This is a genomic window from Halanaerobium sehlinense (genome assembly GCF_055379485.1).
This window is the reverse complement of sequence record NZ_AP042442.1, coordinates 245,368-266,834: the sequence shown is the minus strand read 5'-3', so window position 1 is coordinate 266,834 and position 21,467 is coordinate 245,368. Positions and strand designations below refer to the sequence as shown.

At 34.2% G+C, this 21,467-nt stretch carries 15 protein-coding genes; 1 reads left to right on the top strand and 14 read right to left on the bottom strand.

Annotated elements, in window-relative coordinates; translation table 11 throughout:
• Window positions 1-9: 9 nt before the first annotated feature.
• The 14 genes from ACZ446_RS01230 to ACZ446_RS01165 all read right to left on the bottom strand — a co-directional run bounded on the left by ACZ446_RS01230 (window position 10) and on the right by ACZ446_RS01165 (window position 20,179).
• Window positions 10-942: a phosphoglycerate dehydrogenase gene (locus ACZ446_RS01230; protein ID WP_464393354.1), complete on the bottom strand. Its 933-nt coding sequence runs from the start codon at window positions 940-942 to the stop codon at window positions 10-12.
• Window positions 943-982: 40 nt separating this feature from the next.
• Entirely contained in the window at window positions 983-2,275 is a 1,293-nt protein-coding gene (locus ACZ446_RS01225) for a TRAP transporter large permease (RefSeq protein WP_464393353.1), read from the bottom strand.
• Complete coding sequence (locus tag ACZ446_RS01220; protein WP_464393352.1) at window positions 2,275-2,754, bottom strand: TRAP transporter small permease; 480 nt, start codon at window positions 2,752-2,754, stop codon at window positions 2,275-2,277. The genes ACZ446_RS01225 and ACZ446_RS01220 overlap by 1 nt, the downstream gene beginning before the upstream one ends.
• Window positions 2,755-2,879: 125 nt before the next feature.
• Window positions 2,880-3,884 (bottom strand): TRAP transporter substrate-binding protein, encoded by a 1,005-nt coding sequence (locus ACZ446_RS01215; protein ID WP_464393351.1) that lies wholly within the window; start codon window positions 3,882-3,884, stop codon window positions 2,880-2,882.
• Between the two features lie 371 nt (window positions 3,885-4,255).
• Window positions 4,256-4,882, bottom strand: a complete 627-nt coding sequence (locus ACZ446_RS01210) for a GntR family transcriptional regulator (RefSeq protein WP_464393350.1) — start codon at window positions 4,880-4,882, stop codon at window positions 4,256-4,258.
• Between the two features lie 94 nt (window positions 4,883-4,976).
• Complete coding sequence (gene uvrC, locus ACZ446_RS01205) at window positions 4,977-6,749, bottom strand: excinuclease ABC subunit UvrC (RefSeq protein WP_464393349.1); 1,773 nt, start codon at window positions 6,747-6,749, stop codon at window positions 4,977-4,979.
• A gap of 67 nt (window positions 6,750-6,816) precedes the next feature.
• Window positions 6,817-9,867, bottom strand: coding sequence for a diguanylate cyclase (locus tag ACZ446_RS01200; protein ID WP_464393348.1), 3,051 nt, complete (start codon window positions 9,865-9,867; stop codon window positions 6,817-6,819).
• 33 nt (window positions 9,868-9,900) lie between these two features.
• A complete protein-coding gene (gene uvrA / locus ACZ446_RS01195) occupies window positions 9,901-12,711 on the bottom strand; it encodes an excinuclease ABC subunit UvrA (RefSeq protein ID WP_464393347.1) in 2,811 nt (936 codons plus the stop codon).
• A gap of 105 nt (window positions 12,712-12,816) precedes the next feature.
• Entirely contained in the window at window positions 12,817-14,844 is a 2,028-nt protein-coding gene (uvrB, locus tag ACZ446_RS01190; protein WP_464393346.1) for an excinuclease ABC subunit UvrB, read from the bottom strand.
• 270 nt (window positions 14,845-15,114) lie between these two features.
• On the bottom strand, window positions 15,115-15,900 hold the full coding sequence (locus ACZ446_RS01185) for a PRC-barrel domain-containing protein (protein WP_464393345.1): 786 nt from the start codon (window positions 15,898-15,900) through the stop codon (window positions 15,115-15,117).
• A 169-nt stretch (window positions 15,901-16,069) separates the two neighbouring features.
• On the bottom strand, window positions 16,070-16,801 hold the full coding sequence (locus ACZ446_RS01180) for a glycerophosphodiester phosphodiesterase (RefSeq protein WP_464393344.1): 732 nt from the start codon (window positions 16,799-16,801) through the stop codon (window positions 16,070-16,072).
• 130 nt (window positions 16,802-16,931) lie between these two features.
• Window positions 16,932-17,768, bottom strand: coding sequence for a carbohydrate ABC transporter permease (locus ACZ446_RS01175; protein WP_464393343.1), 837 nt, complete (start codon window positions 17,766-17,768; stop codon window positions 16,932-16,934).
• 63 nt (window positions 17,769-17,831) lie between these two features.
• On the bottom strand, window positions 17,832-18,719 hold the full coding sequence (locus tag ACZ446_RS01170; RefSeq protein ID WP_464393342.1) for a carbohydrate ABC transporter permease: 888 nt from the start codon (window positions 18,717-18,719) through the stop codon (window positions 17,832-17,834).
• 125 nt (window positions 18,720-18,844) lie between these two features.
• A complete protein-coding gene (locus ACZ446_RS01165; RefSeq protein ID WP_464393341.1) occupies window positions 18,845-20,179 on the bottom strand; it encodes an ABC transporter substrate-binding protein in 1,335 nt (444 codons plus the stop codon).
• Between the two features lie 390 nt (window positions 20,180-20,569).
• On the opposite strand from ACZ446_RS01165, the gene ACZ446_RS01160 reads away from it, so the two are divergent.
• On the top strand, window positions 20,570-21,457 hold the full coding sequence (locus ACZ446_RS01160) for a carbohydrate ABC transporter permease (RefSeq protein ID WP_464393340.1): 888 nt from the start codon (window positions 20,570-20,572) through the stop codon (window positions 21,455-21,457).
• Window positions 21,458-21,467 lie beyond the last annotated feature (10 nt).

Genomic DNA, 21,467 nt, shown 5'->3' with positions numbered 1-21,467 from the left:
CCCTTAGTATTAATTATTAAAAAAATCAACTACATTTTGAGCAGCTAAAACATCCATTTTAATAAATATTTCTTCAGTAAAAGTACCAACATGTGGTGTTAATAGTACATTATCACAGTCAACTAGAACTGAATCAGTTTTAGGTTCAGTATCAAAAACATCGACTGCTGCAAAAGCTATTAAATCATTATCTAATGCCTTTTTTAAATCTTGATTATTCACCACTGCCCCTCGGGCAGTGTTAATAAGAATTGCTGTGTCTTTCATTTTTTTCAGCGCCTCATAATCAATTAAGTTTTCTGTATGTTTATTTAAAGGAACATGCAGAGTTATTATATCAGCTTTTTGATATAATTCATCCAAACTGAGGTATTTTATTCCAAATCTATCTTCAGCTTTCAACTTTCTTTCAACATCATAATAGACAATGTTTAAATCAAAAGTTTTAGCCTTCCTAGTTATTTCTTCACCAATATTACCCATGCCAATAATACCTAGAGTTTTACCTTCTAAACTGTTTCCAAGTATCTTATTCCATTTACCCTGATGCATATCATTATTTAAAGGAATAATTTTTCTGGAAATATTCAAAATAAATGACATTACAAGTTCTGCTACAGGTTTTTCCACAACACCTAAGGTTCTGGCAACCTTTATTCCTCTTTCTTCTGCATAATCAACTGCAACTGAATCAGTCCCAACACCTCTCCGAGCAATTATTTCTAAATTTGGTGACTGATCAATAACATTTTTAGATATCTCTTCTAAATCACAAATGACAGCATTAGCATCTTTGCTTAAGGAAACTATTTCTTCTTCTTTATCTAAAAACTTGTCATACTTATTTTCTATTACCTCAAATTCGTTATCTTCCAAAATTTTAAAAGCTTCATCAGAAAATTTACCGAAATATTCTGAGGTTATGGCTACTCTTTTTGACATCATTAATCCTCCTAAAATTTTTGATTTAATACTGGATCAGTTAAATCCCAAGTGATGGAGCAAATAATTTGGGAATATAAAAAGCGATATCCGGGAAAAATGCCATAAATATTAAAACAGCTAAAACAACAGCAATAAACATCAGCACTGCTCCAAAAGAACGTTCAATTGACATATCGCCGATCCTAGCTGCAATTAAAAGACAGAGTCCATATGGCGGAGTTACTAAACCAATGGCTAGTGTTACAATTACAACCATACCTAATAGAACAGGACTTATACCCAGATTCAAGGCTAAAGGTAAAATTACTGGTATAAATAAAATCATAGCTGGTATAGCATCCATAAATGTACCTACAAATAAGAAAAATAGTATAATAATGACCATGAATACAGAAGTTGATTCTATATGAGCAGTAAAAAATTCTTGTACAATAGTAGATACCTGGTAATATCCCATTAATTCACCTAAAGCACTTGCAGTAGATAAGGCAAATAAAGAAAGAGAACTTAAAGTTAAAGTATCTTCTAATATTCCTGGTAAATCTGTTAATTTAATAGTTTTATAATAAAACATACCTATTACAAAAGTATATAAAGAAGCAAAAGCTGCAGCTTCAGTTGCTGTATACCAACCTGTGATAACTCCTCCAATGATTATTATTGGTGTCATAAGAGCCGGAAATGCTTCTTTAGCTAAACGAAAAATCTTTTTTAAATTTGTTCTTTCATATTTTGGATAGCCACGCTTTAATGATAATATGTAAATAACTATCATCATTCCCAAACCACTTAAAACTCCAGGAACAATACCTGCAATAAACAGTTCACTAACAGATGTATTTGTTAAACCAGCATAAATAATCATCGGAATACTTGGTGGAATAATAACACCAATAGTTGAAGAAGCGGCTGTTACTCCAACTGCTGTTTCCTTGTCATAACCTGTATCTATCATATTTGGAATTAATACCTTACCTATTCCTGCAGTATCGGCCTGTGAAGCACCTGATATCCCAGCAAAAATCATAGATACTAAAACATTTGCATGGGCCAGACCACCTCTAATGTGACCAACAAGAGCAATTGAAAAATTAATTAATTTCTTAGAAATTTCACCACTGTTCATTAAATTTGCAGCTAAAATAAATAGTGGTACAGCTAAAAGAACAAACGAGTTTAAACCATTAAACATTTTCATAACTACTGTAACTTCAGGAATATATGGGGCAGCTGAAATCCCTAAAAATGCTATAATTCCAATCACAAAAGCTATAGGAACACCAATAAACATTAAAAATAAAAATAAAGCAACTAGTCCAAATCCTAACATTATTCACACCTCTTCATTTCTTTATAAGCATCATATATATGATCAATCATGTAAACTGTCATACTGACCCCCATAATTGGAATTGAAATAAACATATATCCCATTTTAAAGCTTTGAATAGAAAACCAATTATAATTCCAGAAATTCTGGGTTGCAATAACCCCATAATAAATTAAAGCAAAACTAAAAATTAATAAAATTGTATTAATAAATATAATTAAAATAGATTTAGCTTTTCCAGTTAATTTATTAAAAAACATAGTAAACCGGAAATGTCCTTCTCTATGTATCATAACCGATGCACCCATAAACACTGACCAAATAAAAGAATAGTTAGCAGCTTCTTCTGTCCAAATTAAAGAAATACCAGTATATCTAGCAAACATTTGAATTACAATAACTAGAAAAAATAGCGATAAGAAAATCACACCAAATGTAACCTGGATTTTTTCCATTATTCTAGCAGCTTTCTTAATCATTGTTTCACCTCTTTTTATCCATAATAAAAATTTTATATACATCAAATTATTTAGTTCCAATAAATTAACTACTTATTGAAAAAATACTCCTAACAGGAAGACACCTGTTAGGAGTGATTGATTTTTTACTTAAGTTCTCTAATCTGCTCTAATAATTCTGTTACACCATATTCTTCAGCTGCTTCGTTCTGGTAAGGTACAGCTGCTTCAATAAATGGCTCTCTATCCAATTCATTTACTTCTCCACCATCATCAAGTAATATTTGTTTATATTCATCTTCCTGAGCATATAATGATGCTCTTTCAGCTTCTACACTTGCTTTTGCAGCTTCCATTAAAATTTCCTGCTGCTCATCAGAGAAGCTCTCGAACTTACGACCATTGATTAATAAGAATCTTGTAGTATAATCATGTCCGGTTTCTGAAGTATATTTACCATTTGCAGTCTTGTGATGATTTTGCTGTACATAATAAGGATATGCATTTTCAGCTGCATCTACAACATTCTGCTGAAGTGCCTGATATAATTCTCCCCATGCTACAGATGTAGGAACTGCACCTAAACTGCTCCAGTAGTCTGCAACAACACCAGAAGTCTGTGTTCTGATACTTACACCATCAAGATCTTCGATTTCATAGATAGGCTTTTTACCGTAATAGTGTCTTACACCAGCAGTCCAGTAACCGATTAATTTGAAATCATTATTTGATTTCTCATTAACAAGCTCTGCCATTTGATCTCCAACTTCACCATCTACTACTCTTTCCCAGTGATCATAGCTGTCAAACAAGTATGGAAATGCAAATAACTGAATCTCATTAATTCCAGTTCTGCTCATAAATCCAGGTGAAACTAATACAACATCTGCAGCACCAAGTTTAAGTTTTTCAACTAGTTCTGCTTCACTTGTACCTAATGTACCAGCATGTACTTCTACATTAATTGCGCCATCAGAAAGCTCTGCAGCTTTGTCTTTAAAAGCAAGCAAACCTACCTGATAAGGATTTTCTGGAGAAGTCTGGTTATGTGCGGCAACAATTTTCAATTCCTCTACAGCCATAGCACCTACAGAAAATACAGAGATCATTAATAAAGTAATTAAAACGATTGAAATTTTATTTTTTAACATAATTTCCCTCCTGATTATTAATTAAAATTTTATTAAACAAACAACCGAAATTAAAATACCACCTCCAAAATATTTTGATTAAGGGATTATTAACTTATATGCTTAACCCTTTATATATTAAATAATAGAAACTATTATTTAATTCCTGTTTCGAATAGCAAAACAATGTTTTATATTAAATCCTATTATAAAATATTCGCTTTAATTTTCAAAAATCCTTTTTTTATTTTTCAAAAACCCATAATCCTGTTACAGGATTGTCAACATTTTTATCTTATCATTTAATTTAAAATATAATTCTTCAGTGATAGAACCTAATGAAAAAGGTTTGCTAGTATAATCTGGTGGTACTAGAAACCAACTATTTTCAATTAAGCTCTCTTTTTAATTTCTGCATCTTCAGCAATTTGTACCCTATCTAAGTGCCTAAATAAAATTTTATATGCCTTTTCTTTAGTTCCTCCAAGAATACAATCAATAATATCTATGTGTTCCTGTCTTGATTTTTCAGAACGCTTATAATTTAAATAACTAAAAAGCATTGTATAGTGATTGATCATCTTTAAATAACTATCAATTAAATAATCATTATCCGAAGCAAATATTATCTCTTTATGTAACTGAGTATCATAGCTGCTGAAATATTCCTGATTACCATTTTGAAATTTGTCTTTCAGTTCAGCAATCTTTGCCTTATCAATCTGCCCAAAATAATTATCTAAACAATAGAGTTCGTGCATTTTACGAACTTCTAAAATATTATTGACCTCTGCTTCAGAAAAGTTTTTAACAAAAAAACCAACTCTAGGTTTGTTTTCAACTAGATCTTCATTAGCCAATCTCCTCAAAGCATCACGGACCGGCATTAAAGAAATACCATGCTCTTCAGCAATCTGTCTCGTATTAAGCTGTTCACCTAGTTCTACTTCCCGATTTAAAATTTGTTCTTTAATCATTGTATAAACCTGATCTGTCAGACTCTTCTTATTAATAACCATAATAACACTTCCTATTTATTCTGTGATATATCAGATGCTCTATATTACACGTTCAACACTGGTAAAAAAAATCCTTCAAGAAATTTAATTTTTTTTAGTAAGCCCTCATATTTTCTCGCAGGTAATCATATATTTTTCGTGCTGTTTTACCGCTGATACCATCAACTTGCTTGAGCTGCCAGATCTTTGCCTCTCTGATTTTAGCAAGTGAACCAAAATGCTGAAGCAGGGCATTTCGCCTTGTTTCACCAACTCCAGGGATTTCATCCAGCATCGAATGAGTTAGACGCCGTGACCTAAGTTTACGATGATAACTAACAGCAAAGCGGTGTGCCTCATCTCTAACCCGCTGCAGCAGCTGCAGGGTAGGAGTATGATGCGGCAGAGTAATCGGATCACTTTCTCCCGGCTTGAAAATTTCCTCTTCTTTTTTTGCCAGGCCAATTATCGGCAGATCTTCAATTCCCAGAAGTTCTAAAATTTCATAAGCTGCATTAAGCTGCCCTTTACCACCATCAATCAGTATCAAATCCGGCAGTTCCCTGTCTTCACGCAACAATCTGGCATAACGGCGTTCAACTACTTCCTTCATACTGGAAAAATCATCAGGACCTTCGACAGTTTTAATTTTAAAGCGGCGGTAATCCTGTTTGGAGGGCCGACCATTTTTAAAAACTACCATTGAAGCAACTGAGTCAGTTCCCTGAATATTGGAAATGTCAAAACCTTCAATATGATAAGGATCATTTTCCATTCCTAATATTTCTCCCAGCTTTTCAACCGCTCCTGAAGTTCGCTGTTTTTCATATTTACTGCGGATATCTTCTTTCTTTAAGTTCTGTTCAGCATTTCGCTCAGCCATCTCCAGCATCTTTTTCTTATCCCCTTTTTGAGGATATTGAATACTTACTTTTTTTCCTTTAATATTTGCTAATCTTTCAGCCAAAAGTTCCTGATAATTAATTTTTGTATTTAAAAGCAGCTCATCCGGGATTCCAGCTGCCTGTTCATAATACTGCTGTAAAAAAGAAGCCATTGTTTCTTCCTTGCTTTCTTCCTCAGTTCCCTGAAGAATGAAATACTCCTGTCCAATCAAACGACCATTTCTCACCAGGAGCAGTTGAGCACAGGCATTATCTTCTTCTCCCTGAACCAAAGCAGCTACATCCTGATCAATATTTTTATCAGTCATTACCTTCTGACTTTCACTTAATTTTTTAAAAGCTTCAAGTGCGTCTCTAAAACGAGCGGCCTTTTCAAAATTCCTTTCAGCTGCCGCTTCTTGCATCTTTTCCTCTACCTGCTGCCTTAATTCAGTTTGACGACCTGATAAAAACAGACAGACCTGATCAATCAACTCGTGATAATCTTCTCTGCTAACTGCGCCAATACAGGGGCCCAAACACTTATCTATATGATAATTCAAACAGGGCCGATCCTCTGGCTCATCAGCTTTTAATTCTTTCTTGCAGCTTCTCAGTTTAAAGATATCCTTAATTACATCCAGAGTTTTATATATTGCATCGACATCAGCAAAAGGGCCAAAATATTCTGCCCCATCATTTTTTACAATCCTGGTTTTAAACACTCGTGGAAAATCCACATTTTTAGTAACTTTTATATAAGGATATGTCTTATCATCTTTCAGGCGTATATTAAATTTAGGCTGATGTTTTTTGATCAAGTTGGCCTCTAAAATATAAGCTTCCACTTCTGTATCTGTCATTATATAGTCAAAATCATCTATATATTTAACCAGCATTCTAGTCTTATAGGTCTGATCATTTTTACGAAAATATGATCTAACTCTGCTGCGCAGTGATTTAGCCTTACCAACATAAATTATCATACCTGTTTCATCTTTCATCAGATAAACTCCCGGTTGTCGGGGCAGCTCCTTAAGTTGAGCCTCTATGTGTTCTCTATTTTCAATTTCACTCAATTAAATCACCTTTATTTAGATTATTACTAATTATTTTAATAAATTTATCCACTAATTTGGGGTCGAACTGAGTACCTGCACATCTCTGCAGTTCCTCTAAAGCCTGTTTTTCAGTCATTGAGGGTTGATATGGCCTACCACTAATCATTACATCATAGGCATCAATTATAGACAGCATTCTAGAAAGCATTGGAATTTTTTTGCCGGCTAGACCATCAGGATAACCATTTCCATTCCAGCATTCATGATGATGAAGAATTTCGTAAGAAATATGTGCAAAGTCTTCTATATTGGATGTAATTCTAAATCCAGTTTCGGTGTGTTTTTTCATCAATTCCCATTCTTTTTCATTCAATCCATTGCTTTTATTTAATATTTCCTCAGGAACTGCAATTTTACCTATATCATGCATCTGTGTCAGCAGCTGCAGCCTATCTTTTTCTGAATTAGATAAACCTATTTCTTCTGCAAATTCATTAGCTATTTGACTCATTCTAGAAACATGTTCTTCTGTTTCTGAGCTTTTTTCTTTCAGAGAAGTCAAAAATGCAGAAAGCACACTGCTGCGGGCACTTTTTCGGCTTGAAATCTTATTTTTATACATCCTATCTTCTGCCTTGCTCAATACCATCATCAAATCTTCTTCTATATCTATTTTAGCAGCATTTCCCAGAGCAATAGAAACAGCAAGTTCTCCTTCTTCTTTTGCAGTTTCCTGCTCAATTCTTTTTATTATTTCCTCACTTGCCTTAAGCGATGTCTGGGGAAGCAAAACAACAAATTCATCTCCACCCCAGCGGGCAATAATATCTTCCCCTCGACATGACTTTTCAAATATCCTTGCTGCTTTTTTAATCAATTTATCACCTTTTTGATGACCGTAAGTATCATTAATTAATTTAAGATTATTAAGATCTCCCATAATAATACTGATTGGCAGCTGTCTTTTTGTATCAATTCTTTTAATCTCTTCTTCTAAAAAGGCTCTGTTATATAGGTTAGTCAGCTTATCATGAAATCCGATGTATTGGATTTTTTCCTGGTTCTTTTTTCGCTCAGTTATATCCCAACAGAATCCATCAATCACAAAAGTTCCATCTTCATATTCTTTACTGACTCTGGCATCCATCTCAAGCCACATGGTATTTTTATTCTTATCATAGGCCTGATAGACAAAGTTATTGACTTCTCCATTTTCCTGCATAAGTTTGATAAACTGATCTCGCCGTTCAGAATCAACATAAAGTTCTTTTTTTAAATTATTATAATTTTTTATTGTTTCAGAAATTGAATCAAACCCTAAAATTTCAGCCATATGAGGATTAATCATTTTCACTTTCCCTTTTGAAGTAGTTTTAAAAATTCCCACAGGAGAATTTTCAAATAATCTCCTGAATTTTTGCTCACTTTTTTTCAACCTTTTTTCTGAATCTTTACGGCGTTTTTCATTAATTATCTTTTCAATACCCAAAGAAATATCTCCAGTTAATTCATCCAAAAGTTTTACTTCTATTTGGTCAAAATTATTTTCTTCAGCTGAGCAGAAAGATAAAACTCCCCATGGTTTATCAAAAGCCTTCAAGCAAAAGAAAGCATGTGAGCCACAGCTGCTGTTTAATAATGAATTGATGTCTTCAGTTTCAGAAAGATTGTTGACTATTAATTTATTATTACCACTCATTAATTCTTTTTTGAAATCAATCACAGAATTATTCAAATCAAGATTATAACTTTCTTTATTTTTAAGTTTTCTATTATTTGGTTCAGAAAAAGACAAGACTCTAATTTTTTCTGTATTATTATCAATCCTTCCAATCCAAATATTTTTATATTTCCCGTAATCAGCTATTATTTGAACAGCCTCATCCAATAATTTTTTAAGTGATTTTTCTCTAACTATAAGTTGATTAACCATACTTAACGTTCTGTATATTTCATTCAGCTTTTTTAATTCAGCTTCAGCTTTTTTACGCCTGGTGATATCTCTAAAGACCATTACTGTTCCCTGAATTTGCCCGGATTCAGTTTTGATTGGGGCAGCACTATCAGCAATGTGATATTCAGCACCATCCCTGGAAATTAATTTTGTATGGTTTGCTAAGCCCATTATTTTTCCTTCTCTTAAAACTTTTCCAACAGGGTTTTCTACCTTCTCTCCTGTCTGGGCATTAAAAATTTTAAAAACTTCTTCTATATCCTTATCTTTGGCTTCTTTAATACTCCAGCCGGTTAAATTTTCAGCAACTGTATTTAATTTTTGGATTCTTCCCTTTTTATCAGTAACTATTAGACCATCACCAATTGAATTTAAAGTTATTGACAGAAACTGCTGCTGTTCCTTAATTTCTTGCTCCTGTTCTAAGTTTTTTAAAATAATTGAAACTTTAGCTGCAATAGATTTTAATAAATCAAATTCTTCTTTTAAGAAAACAGTGTTTTTATATTTTATAGAGTGTTCTGAGAGATAGGATACTTCAATGCTGCCAACAATCTGATCATCAATTTTCAAATCTTCCCGCTGCATCCAGCGACTTTCTTTAAAATCATCAGTTTTATACTCAACTTTTTGATAAGTTATTCGTGCTTCACAATCATCAGGATATTGATAGGAAAAAGGAATTTCTTTTACAATTTTATTGATGGTCTGAGAAATATCTAATCCATATTCCTCTGCTACCTCTGAAATTCTAAATAATCCTGTCAGTTCTTTAACTCTTTCTCTTAGCTTAAAGTTTAATTTCCTGATTTTACTGGTGCTTTGGATAATATAAAAAGCTGCAATGATTAAAATTAATGCCTCAATTATAAATTCTAAGAGATTAATATTTAAATTATAAATATCTTGAACTGCCAAAACAGCAATTGAAAAAGCTGTAGAATAAAGGACTGCTTTCCTGTCAAATTTAACAGCAGAAAAAATAACAAATAGCAATAACAGCGGCTGTACAACTTCCAGATCAACGGACAGAGCAATAAACAGCAAAACTAAGCCTGTGATAATCAGCAATATCTTAGAATTTAATAAGCTTTTGATATTATCCAAATTTAGCACCTCCATTAAATGGTACCCGGTACTCTAAAGAACTTCTTTTAAAAATTTAGCTGTATAAGAATTTTCTTTTTTAGCTACTTCTTCCGGAGTACCACAAGCAACTAGTTCTCCTCCTTTTTCTCCTCCCTCAGGGCCAAGATCAATTAAATAATCTGCTGATTTAATTACATCCAGGTTATGCTCAATCACAATTACAGTGTTTCCATCCTCACGTAATCGATGCAGTACTTCTAAAAGTTTTTTAATATCAGCAAAATGAAGGCCTGTAGTCGGTTCATCTAATAAATATAAAGTTTTACCTGTGCTCATCTTCCCCAGCTCTTTAGCAATCTTTATTCTCTGGGCTTCACCACCAGAAAAGGTAGTTGCTGGCTGACCAAGTCTAATATAGCCCAACCCAACATCATAAAGAGTCTGCAGTCGGCGGCGGATTGGTTCAATATTTTCAAAGAATTCTACGGCTTCTTCTACAGTCATATCCAGCACATCTGCTATTGTCTTGCCCTTATATTTAATCTCTAGTGTTTCACGGTTATATCGTTTACCATCACATACTTCACAGGGGACATAAACATCCGGTAAAAAATGCATTTCTATTTCTTCTATTCCCTGACCTTTACAGGCTTCACAGCGGCCTCCTTTAACATTGAAACTGAAGCGGCCAATTTCATATCCACGCTGCTTGGCTTCAGGAGTACTGGCAAAAACATCACGAATATAATTAAAAACCTTCGTATAGGTCACTGCATTAGAACGAGGAGTTCTCCCAATCGGAGACTGATCGATATCTATAACCTTATCAATCTGCTCCATTCCTTCTATTTCGTCATGGTCTCCCGGATGTAAAGTTGAGTCATATAATTCCCGCATCATCCTGCGCTTGAGAGTATTATTTATTAAAGTACTTTTTCCTGATCCAGAAACACCAGTAACACAGGTAAAGGTTCCCAGTGGAAATTCTACATCAATAGATTTAAGATTATGCTGTCTGGCTCCTTTTATTTTTAGCCATTTATCTCCAGGCTGATATCGATCTGCGGGTACCTCAATTTTCTTTTTTCCGGATAGATATTGGCCGGTCAGAGAACGCTCTTCTGCTAATATATCTTTTAATGATCCTTCAGCAACTATCTCTCCTCCATGCTTACCCGCTCCAGGACCCATATCAATAATATAATCTGCTGCCCTAATTGTTTCCTCATCATGTTCAACTACAATCACAGTATTTCCTAAATCTCTAATATGCTCCAGAGTACTAATCAATCGATTATTATCTCGCTGATGCAGACCAATACTTGGTTCGTCTAAAATATATAAGACTCCCATCAAGCCAGAACCTATTTGGGTTGCCAGCCTTATCCGCTGAGCTTCACCACCAGAAAGTGTACCAGCAGAACGCTCAAGGTTTAAATAATCAAGACCTACATCGAGCAAAAATCTTAATCGTTCTCTGACTTCTTTTAGAATTTCTTTACCAATTTTAGCCCGCCTGTCATCAAGTTCTACCCCCTCTAAAAAATCATGGGCCTCTTTGATTGTGTATGAACTAAATTCAGCTATGGAAATTCCGCCAACTGTAACAGCAAGCACTTCTGGTTTTAGACGCTGACCATGACAGACATGACATGGAATCTCGTTCATATATCTTTCTAATTTTCGGTGAGCACTTGTGCTGTCAGATTTTTCCATTCTTTCTTTTAAATACCCAGTAATTCCTTTAAACCTAGTAGTGTGATCTCTAGTTCTCCCATAACGATTAGTATAAGGAAAAGTTATTTTTTTATTATCACCATAGATTAATTTTTCTACAATATCATCATCTAAATTTTCTATTTTTGTTTCTAAACTAAAATCATATTCATCAGCCATCGCTTCTAAAAGAGCTGGATAATAACGACTGGATGATCTGGCCCAGGGAATTATCCCACCATCTGCTATCGATTTTTCCCTGTCTAAAATTAAATCTGGATCAAACTCTTTTTTAACACCAAGGCCATCACAATTTTCACAGGCACCATAAGGAGAATTAAATGAAAACATCCGAGGAGACATCTCCTCTAAACTAATATTGTGTTCTGGACAGGCAAAATTTTCACTGTAAGTTGTGGTTTCTCCATCTATTTCATCAATCATAATTAAGCCTTCAGCATATTCCAGAGCAGTCTCCACAGAATCAGCTAAACGCTCTCTAATACCATCTTTAATCACCAGACGATCAACAATAATTTCTATATCATGCTTAAAATTTTTATCAAGTTTTTCAGCATCTTCTAAGAGAATCGTTTCTCCATCAACCTTTACTCTCACAAATCCATCCCGCTGTGCTTCTACAAATACCCGCTCATGCTCACCTTTTCTGCCTCTAACAACCGGGGCCAGTATCTGAATCTTAGTTCTCTCAGGCAGTTCAAGCACCTGATCAACAATTTCATCAACTGTCTGAGATTTAATTTCTTTACCACAAATTGGACAGTGAGGAATGCCAACTCTGGCATAAAGCAGACGCAAATAATCATGAATTTCAGTTACTGTACCCACAGTTGAGCGCGGATTACGGCTGGTTGTTTTCTGATCAATAGAAATTGCAGGAGAAAGACCTTCAATATATTCCACTTTTGGCTTTTCCATTTGACCTAAAAACTGACGGGCATAAGCAGAAAGTGACTCCACATAGCGCCTCTGCCCCTCTGCATAAATTGTATCAAAAGCCAGCGAAGATTTACCCGAACCACTCAAACCCGTAATAACTATTAGATTATCTCTTGGTACATCTATATCAACTTTTTTAAGGTTATGCTCTTCAGCACCCTTTACTATCAAACGTTCTAATCCCATTTTAAATTCTACACCTCTTTATTTGTATTCGATATCATTAATTATAATATATTCTTATAAGACCTGTAATCTATATTGAAGTATTACAAATACTCTTATTTTTTTCTACATATTTTCTAATTTTGTTTCCAGTTCTTCAATCTCATCTCTGATCTGGGCAGCTACTTCAAATTCTAAATCTCTAGCTGCATCTTCCATTTCAGCTTCTAAATCTATAATTAAATGCTGTATTTCTTTGCTTGTCATGTCGTCATAATTTTGACTATTATCATCAGGATCTTTATTTTCCTGACTTTTATCATAATAACGACTCTTATCTTCTGAAACTACCATATCTACCGGTTTCACAACATCACGAACAGGTTTAATAATTGTCTCAGGAATAATATTATTATCTTTATTATGCTGAATCTGAATTTCTCTTCTTCTTTCTGTCTCATCAATAGCAAATTTCATTGAATCAGTTATTTTATCAGCATACATGATTACCTTCCCGCCAATATTCCGAGCAGCACGACCAATAGTCTGAATTAAAGCCCGTTGTGAACGAAGAAATCCTTCTTTATCAGCATCTAAAATTGCAACCCGAGAAACCTCCGGTAAATCAAGACCCTCTCTAAGAAGGTTAATACCTACCAGAACATCAAATTCTCCTAATCGCAGATCACGAATAATCTCTGAACGTTCAATTGTATCAATATCGGAATGAAGATAACGGACATTAATTCCTGCCTCTGCCAGATATTCAGTCAAATCTTCCGACATCTTCTTGGTAAGCGTTGTGACCAGTACTCTCTCACCAGCTCCCACAACCTGTCGAATCTCTTCCAGAAGATCATCGATCTGACCTTTTGTCGGTCTGACATCTATTTCCGGATCAACAAGTCCTGTAGGTCGAATTATCTGTTCAACTATCTGCTGGCTGTTTTTTTTCTCATAAGGACCCGGTGTTGCTGAAACGTAAACTGCCTGGGGCACAACCTGCTCAAATTCTTCAAAATTAAGCGGTCTATTATCAAGAGCAGAAGGAAGTCTAAATCCATATTCAACCAACTTTTCTTTACGCGAACGATCACCAGCAAACATTCCTCCAATTTGAGGTACTGTCATATGTGACTCATCTATAATCACCATAAAATCATCAGGAAAGTAATCTAAAAGGGCCATCGGTCTGGACCCTGGTTCTCGACCTGCAAGATGACGGGCATAGTTCTCGATTCCAGAACAGAAACCCATTTGTTCCAGCATTTCCAGATCATATCGAGTACGCTGTTCCAATCTTTGAGCCTCAACCAGTCGGTTTTCTGCTCTTAATTCTTTTAAACGTTCTTCCAGTTCAGCAGAAATAGTTTTAATCGCTCGTTCAACTTTATCCTCTGGAGTAACAAAATGGCTGGCAGGATAAATAGTCATCTCATTTATTTCAGCCTCTACCTCACCAGTTACTGTATTAATTCTAGTAATTCTATCGATTTCATCTCCAAAAAGTTCAACTCTAATTGCAATATCGCGATAAGCAGGAAAAATATCCACTACATCTCCTTTAACTCGAAAATGACCGCGGGAAGTATCCATATCGTTGCGGCTGTACTGCATAAAGGTCAAACTCTTTGTAATCTCTTTACGATCCATAATTTTGCCAACTTTAAGATCTAGAGACAAATTTAAATAATCATCAGGAGAACCAAGACCATAGATACAAGAAACACTGGCCACAATCAGCACATCTCTTCTTTCAAAAAGTGATGTTGTAGCAGAAAGCCTGAGCTTTTCGATTTCGTCATTTACCGATGCATCTTTTTCTATATAGGTATCAGTCTGAGGAACATATGCTTCAGGCTGATAATAATCATAATAACTGACAAAATATTCAACTGCATTATCAGGAAAAAATTCTTTAAACTCACTTGTCAGCTGAGCTGCCAGAGTCTTATTATGAGCAATAACCAGCGTTGGTTTATTTACCTCTTCTACCAGTTTAGCCATTGTAAATGTTTTACCAGTACCAGTAGCACCAAGCAGGGTTTGATGTCGGTATCCTTTTTTGATTCCTGCAGCTAAATTCTCTATTGCTTCTGGCTGATCACCTTTTGGATCAAAAGGGGCCTTTAATTTAAATTTTCCTTCTTTCACTAACTATCCCCTCCAATTTTAAAAACACCTATAATTAAGAATACTGTTAATCATTTTTATATAGTTAAATTAATTATAATCTTAAATTAGAATAATATCAGTAAAATTTAAGACATTTTTAGTCAAGTGAATATATGTTTAGTACTGCTATTTAATTATAGCAATAATCATTACTAATTTAAAGTACTTAATTTTAAAATTTTCATAATCCTTCTTAATAGGTAAGAAAAAAGAGTCCCGCTAAGGACTCTTTTAATAATTATATCTGTTTTACCAATATTTATCTTCATCATAATGGTCATAGAGTATCTCTTCATAACTTTTGGAAATTGTGTTCTTTGATTTTTCTTCTTCATATTTTGGTGCTGCTGCAATTTCCTCTTTATCTTTGTCAACAAAAATTTCTTTATTCTCCCAGCTGATGCTGTGGATCCAATCAGGGGCAATTAAAACAGATTTCTTACCCTTAATCTTTCTTCCAGTATCAACTAGAATATATCTTATTATCCAGCTGTCTTCTTCTTCAACAAAGAAATCTTCTATATGGCCAAAATTTTCATCTTTAGCATGAATTTTATAGCCTCTTATTTCTTCCACACTTCTTAAATTTGTTTGAGCTATCTCTGCTTTTTCTCGAGCTTCTCTTTCTTTTTCAATAACTTTAAAATCAAGCAGCTTTTTGCGCTCACTTATACCAGCATGAATCAGCTCACTGTCACTTGAATGAGACTTTGTCCAGTAATCAGGCCAACCGAAATAATCAATAACTTCTTGCTCTTTTACTTTTGAAATTGGCTCATTCTTTTTAATGCTGGGAGAATCTTCAAGCTGGTCTTTTGTTAAATCAACCATTATTTTTTTGTCATCATAATCAATGGTGTCAATTGCATGGGTTGAAATTAAAGTTTCTTCCTGGTTTAACCAGCTTCCAGTATCAAGAACCAAATAACGAACCACAAACTGTCGTTGATCAAAGTAAAAATCTTCGACTTTCCCTAATTTCGCATCGCGTCCGTGAACCTCAAACGATTTAAGAGAATGGAGCTTTCTTAACATTTTGATCACCTCTTATATTTTTTTGACAAGATCAAATGACAAAAAAACCGACTGGAAATTTTAGGATTAATTATTCAATATTTAATTACTATAAATCTTTTTGTCTACTTTTTAATTATACTATTTATAGTCAAAAAATTCAAACTTTATTATTTGGTTCAGTTATTATCTAAATAATATCATTTTCTTCGCGAACTTTTTTAACCATTTCAATATCATCTGTGATAATCATATCTATTCCCTTTTTTATTAAATCAGCTGCCGCTGAAGGATAATTTACAGTATAAGCACAGGTTTTGATACCCATAAAATGTGATTTTTCTATTATTTGTTTGTCAAAAGTTAAAAAATGCATATGTAAACTATTAAACCCACGCTTAAAAGCATAATCAGAAGGATTAATCATTTTTGACATTAATATGGCACCTGTTTTAACTGCAGGCTGTAATTTTTTTATATCTTCAAGACTGTAGTGATTAAAGGAAGAAATAATAACCTTATCTCTAATATTAAATTTATCCACAACCTTTAATACTTTCTCTTCTAATTTGGGATAGTTAAGATAATTTTTCAGTTCAATATTGATAATCTCTAAACCTTTTACTATTTCCAGCACCTCTTTTAGAGTTGGTATCTTTTCGCTTTTGAAATCAGCACTAAAAAATTCACCTGCATTCATTTCTTTTAATTCTTTTAATGTGTGGTCTTTAACCAAACCACTGCCATTCATTGTCCGATCAATAAATTCATCATGAATAACTACAACTTCACCATCTTTTGTTAACTGCACATCAAATTCTACTCCATCTGCTCCCAATTCTACTGCTTTTCTGAAAGCGATTAAAGTATTTTCAGGATACCCAGCAGCTCCACCACGATGACCAATAATTTTTGTTTGCATTATATTCACTTCCTTCTATCTTTTTTTGCTTAAATTAACTTTATTGGATTCACTTATATAATACAACTTTTCAGAGGTAGCTGCAAATTATATCATCGATTATTTCTAAAGTTATCTTAAAAATATATTTCTATTCTTTCAATCCTTGAGTTGCAATCCCTTTAACAAAGAATTTTTGAGCTAAAAGGAACACAATCAAAGTTGGAATCACAACCATAATTGTTCCTGCCATAATCAGGCCCCAATCCCTCTCGGAAGCACTGGTAAATAACATTTTAACACCCTGCTGAGCAACCTTCATTTCATCAGAATTTAAAATTATTAAAGGCCAGAGGTAGGCATTCCACATCACTAAAAAGTTAACTGTTGCCAGACCGGCCAGAGTTGGTCCAGAAAGCGGAATTAAGATTTGAAATAAAAATCTAAAAGGACCACAGCCGTCAAGCTGGGCTGATTCCATTAATGAAGTCGGGATTGTTAAAAAATGCTGCCTCATCAAAAAAGTTGTAGTGGCACTTGCCAGAAATGGTAAAACCAGTCCTGAATAAGTATTGGCCAGACCCAAATTGCTGACAAACTCAAATAGGGGAACCACTCTCACCTGCATCGGCAGCATCAGAGTAAATAAAATTGCAAAAAACAGTGTCTTTTTGTATTTAAATTCAAAATGAGAAAAAGCATATCCACTTAAAACTCCAAGGGCAAGTTTACCTATCATTACTATTGCTGATGCCAGCAGACTGTTTAATAGCAGGCGGTCCATATTAACTAAATTCCAGGCATTGATATAGTTGCCAAAATAAAATCGATTTGGAATCAGTGATGGTGGATAAGAAAATATTTGATTTCTAGGCTGAAAACTAACACTGATAGCTAGTAAAATTGGCATCAGAACTACAAAACTAATTACTATTAAAAGTAGATGAGTCAAAATTTTATTTAATAAATCTTTTCTCGATTTGCGCATCTTAAAGCAACTCCTTTATTATATTTCTCCAATTTAGATTCTAGCTGCTGCTCAAATAATCTTTTACTGATAGTGTACTCCTCTGCTTCCAAATTTAAAGTGGAAAAAGGTCACAATTAGAACTAAGATTAATAAAATAACAGATTGAGCTGCTGCCAGTCCCGGCCTGAAATTAACAAACATATCGCGATATAATTTATAAATCACAATATTGGTAGCATCTGCCGGGCCACCCTGAGTCATAATATCTACAATTCCAAAAGACTGGAAAATGGTAAAAATTATGTTCATGATAATCAAATAAAATGTAGTTGGAGAAAGTAAAGGAACTGTTATCTTTCTAAAAATCTGAAATGCATTGGCCCCATCAATCTTAGCCGACTCATAAACGCTGTCTGGAATCGATTGCAGTCCGGCCAGAAAAAAGATAATATTAAAGCCCATGTTTTTCCAGATAGTCGCAATAATAATAGCTATAAAGGCAAAAAAACCATTGGTCAGCCAGGGCACCTGAACATTAAACAAAAGATCTAAAAAATAATTAATATGGCCTGCCACCGGGTTTAAAAGAAATACCCAGAGGGAACCGGCAACTGTAGGAGAAATAGCATAAGGTATAAAGAATATAGTCCGATAAATTTTAATCCCCTTCAGTTTTTGATTTACCAGCACAGACAGGATAAGCGAAACTGCAAGCCCACCAAAAATTGTAATCAAAACAAAGACAGCAGACCGAACTAAACTTGCCCTGTAAACTGGATCAGTAAATAAATTGATATAGTTATCAGCACCAGAAAAAATCCTGCGGGCTCCAAAAGGAGCAGTGCGGTATAAACTTAAAATGACCGATTGGATTGTCGGCCAGTATAAAAAAAGTGTTAAAATAATCATTGAGGGTAAGATCAGCAAATAAGGTACTGAAAAATGTGAATCATAATCTTGTTCTTTCAATTATTTCTACCTCCCCTGGTATATATATTAAGCTGAAGATTACTGATTGCTAATGGAAATCCCCCTCCCCATTAGATGAGGAAGGGGTAAGTAATCACTTTAAAGCTATTAAATTTTTAAAACGTTTATTCATAAAGTGAATTGTACTGTTCTAATGATCTATCTACTCTAGAAGCTGCTTCGTCCATTGCTTCCTGAGGAGTCATATCTCCCTGCAGAGTCTTTTCTACTGCTTCTTCAACAATCTGTCTAACTTCAGGGAAGGTACCGATTAATGCACCCTGAGTTGAAGCAGATCTCTTACTTAATAATAACTGAAGGAAAGCAGTTAAATGATTTGGATTCTGAGCAAAGAACTGACCATTCATTTCGTGCTCTACAGCTGCCTTTGTTACAGGGAAGTAACCGGTATTTTCAAACCAGTATACCTGCTGCTCCATTTCAGAAAGAAAACTTAAGAATTCCCAGGCTGCTTTAAGTTCTTCTTCTGGATGATCTCTTACTGCCCAGAGACTAGCCCCTCCAATTACAACTCCACCGCGATCTACACCCTCAGGTCGAGGAAGAAAAGCTGTTCCTAATTCATAACCATCATTTTCTGCATTATTAGTAAAGTTAGTAACCTGTGCAGTTGATTCAATCATCATTGCTGCTCTCCCGGATAGAAAAGCCTGCTTGGCTCCGTCCCAGCCGCGGCCAGGATTTAACATGATACCTTCATCAACCATTTCCTGCCATAGTTCAATAAATCTTACAACTGGCTCCTGATCTAAATAAGATTCAGTAGCCCTTCCATTACGTCCATTGTTATTATTAACAAGTAAAGCATCCTGATTAGCTGTCATCTGTTCAACAAACCAACCAACTATACCTAAGGTGAATCCATAACGTTCTACATCCCCATCTTCATTGCGAATTGTCAGTTTGCGAGCATATTCTTTCAATTCTGCAAAAGTTTGCGGTGGATCATTTGGATCAAGTCCTGCTTCTTCAAAAGCATCCTTATTATAATATAGAATAGGTGTTGATGAATTAAATGGCATAGAATTAAGCTGGCCATTTACGTTATAGTAATTAGAAACTGGAATTAAAAATTTACCCCAATCAAAACTGTTATCCTGGGCAACTTCTCTTCCTAATTCTTCTACAGGGATAATAATTCCACTATCAAGCATAACCTGAGTTCCGATCTCATAAATCTGAACAATATGAGGTGCTGATCCACTCTGGACTGCTGCCTGAGTTTTAGTTAAAGTATCATTATAACTACCTGTGTTTTGAGCTTCAACCTGAATGTCATCATGGCTTTCATTAAACCTCTCAACTATGGTGTTTACAATCTCACCATTATAGCCACCCATTGCATGCCAAAATTCAATTGTAACTGGTTCCTGAGCTGCTGCAGAGAGTGTAAGGAAAAATGCAAAAGCAATCACCATCAAAAAACTTAACTTTTTCATTAATTAACTCACTCCTTTTTTAATTTTTAGTCAAAAATTTTTAATTTTAACTAACGACCTCAACTACACTTTCTAGACCAAATAAGTTAAGATGTAAAAGATCAGTAAAAATTACAAAATTTGATTCTCTGCTTACCATAATTATATATTTTATTGAATTGTTTGTCAATTCTTAATATTAGTTCAATTGTTTTCTGCTTTCCTTGATATTATAGTATCAAGTGTAAAGCTTAATTATACTAATTTAACGTTAACTTATTGTTAAAGATTTTTAAAGTTTTATAATTTTTTTAGCAGGTCTTTTCCAACTAATAGAGAAATATATTGGTGTAGATACATTGTAGTTTAATAAAAGAATTCAAAATATTAAAAAAACAGGGGGTAATCAGATTGAACAGTAAGTTCGCTAAAAAATACAGATATTTGGCTTATCTTTTAATTGCTCCATCTATTATTATCGTTACAACCTTTTTAATTTATCCCTCAGCTCAGTCACTTTATCTAAGTTTCTTTCGTTCCACTCCTTTTGGCAACAGACAGATTTTTGTTGGAATAGAAAATTTTCATAGACTCTTAACTTCACCTGCTTACTGGAACAGTCTAACCCGCTCACTTTTGTTCACAGCAATTACAGTTTTTATTTCTATTGCCTCTGCTCTAATTCTTGCAGTAGTTACTAACAAGAAAATTAGAGGGGCAAAAATTTATAAAAGTTTATTAATCTGGCCCTTTGCCTTTTCCTTTGCTTTTGCAGGTATTATCTGGGGAGTTTTAATGCATCCAAATGTAGGAATTATGTCTTATTATATAAAATTGTTAACTACTTTAGATTTTAACTGGATTAATAATGGTACAGCAGCTTTTATTTTAATTATTATTGCCTCCAGCTGGAGAATGCTTGGTTATAATTTCATCTTTTTCATTGCTGCTCTACAGAATGTTTCACCGACTTTATTAGAAGCAGCAGATATTGACGGTGCCAGTCCTTTTACTAAATTCTGGCGGATTACCTTTCCCTTAATTTCACCAATAACCTTCTTTTTATTAATTATGAATACTCTGCAGGTTTTCTTTTTAACCTTTGGTGTTGTTGATGTCTTAACACAAGGGGGTCCGGCTCGAGCCACAGATATAGTTACCTATAAACTATTTAGAGATGCATTTTTAAGTATGAGAACAGGTTATGCATCTGCTCAGTCAATCATACTTTTTGTTTTTGTAGCAATTATAACAATTATTCAGTTTAAATATGCCGGTGAAAAAGTATTCTATCAGTAAAGGGGCGAAT

Coding starts and splice junctions, on each gene's coding strand:
- ACZ446_RS01230 (WP_464393354.1), bottom strand. CDS start 942: ATGTCAAAAAGAGTAGCCATAACCTCAGAATATTTCGGTAAATTTTCT.
- ACZ446_RS01225 (WP_464393353.1), bottom strand. CDS start 2,275: ATGTTAGGATTTGGACTAGTTGCTTTATTTTTATTTTTAATGTTTATT.
- ACZ446_RS01220 (WP_464393352.1), bottom strand. CDS start 2,754: ATGATTAAGAAAGCTGCTAGAATAATGGAAAAAATCCAGGTTACATTT.
- ACZ446_RS01215 (WP_464393351.1), bottom strand. CDS start 3,884: ATGTTAAAAAATAAAATTTCAATCGTTTTAATTACTTTATTAATGATC.
- ACZ446_RS01210 (WP_464393350.1), bottom strand. CDS start 4,882: ATGGTTATTAATAAGAAGAGTCTGACAGATCAGGTTTATACAATGATT.
- uvrC (WP_464393349.1), bottom strand. CDS start 6,749: ATGAAAGATGAAACAGGTATGATAATTTATGTTGGTAAGGCTAAATCA.
- uvrA (WP_464393347.1), bottom strand. CDS start 12,711: ATGGGATTAGAACGTTTGATAGTAAAGGGTGCTGAAGAGCATAACCTT.
- ACZ446_RS01185 (WP_464393345.1), bottom strand. CDS start 15,900: ATGTTAAGAAAGCTCCATTCTCTTAAATCGTTTGAGGTTCACGGACGC.
- ACZ446_RS01180 (WP_464393344.1), bottom strand. CDS start 16,801: ATGCAAACAAAAATTATTGGTCATCGTGGTGGAGCTGCTGGGTATCCT.
- ACZ446_RS01175 (WP_464393343.1), bottom strand. CDS start 17,768: ATGCGCAAATCGAGAAAAGATTTATTAAATAAAATTTTGACTCATCTA.
- ACZ446_RS01165 (WP_464393341.1), bottom strand. CDS start 20,179: ATGAAAAAGTTAAGTTTTTTGATGGTGATTGCTTTTGCATTTTTCCTT.